The organism is Rhodococcus sp. HM1, from assembly GCF_023218075.1.
In the GTDB taxonomy this organism is placed as follows: Bacteria; Actinomycetota; Actinomycetes; order Mycobacteriales; family Mycobacteriaceae; genus Rhodococcus.
In genome coordinates this window covers 1-520 of sequence record NZ_JALPTB010000200.1, presented here as the reverse complement: position 1 = coordinate 520, position 520 = coordinate 1, and the positions used below count along the sequence as shown (strand labels likewise).

The window sequence follows — 520 nt, the reverse complement described above, 5'->3', positions numbered from 1 at the left end:
ACCCTCGGGATCACCTCGCTGTCGAAGTCGCAGGTCTCGGTGATGGCGAAAGACCTCGACACCCAGGTCGAGGCCTTCCGGAACCGACCCCTCGATGCGGGCCCGTACACGTTCGTCGCCGCCGACGCCCTGGTCCTCAAGGTCCGCGAGAACGGACGGGTGGTGAACGTGCACGCCCTGGTCGCGGTCGGGGTCAACGCCGACGGCTACCGCGAGATCCTGGGGCTGGACGTCACCTCCGCCGAGGACGGCGCCGGCTGGCTGACCTTCTTCCGTGGGTTGGTCGCCCGCGGGCTGACCGGGGTGAAACTGGTGACCTCCGATGCCCACGCCGGCCTCGTCGCGGCGATCGGCGCGACTCTGCCCGGTGCCTCCTGGCAGCGGTGCCGTACCCACTACTCGACGAACCTGATGGCGGTGACCCCGAAGTCGTCGTGGCCCTGGGTGAAGACACTGCTGCACTCCGTGTACGACCAGCCCGACGCGGATTCCGTTCACGCACAATATGATCGGATCATCG

General features: G+C 67.9%; 1 pseudogene. It reads left to right on the top strand.

Annotation, left to right across the window (positions count from 1 at the left end):
• Positions 1-520, top strand: a pseudogene (locus M1M07_RS32405) (IS256-like element IS1164 family transposase); the annotation flags it as partial.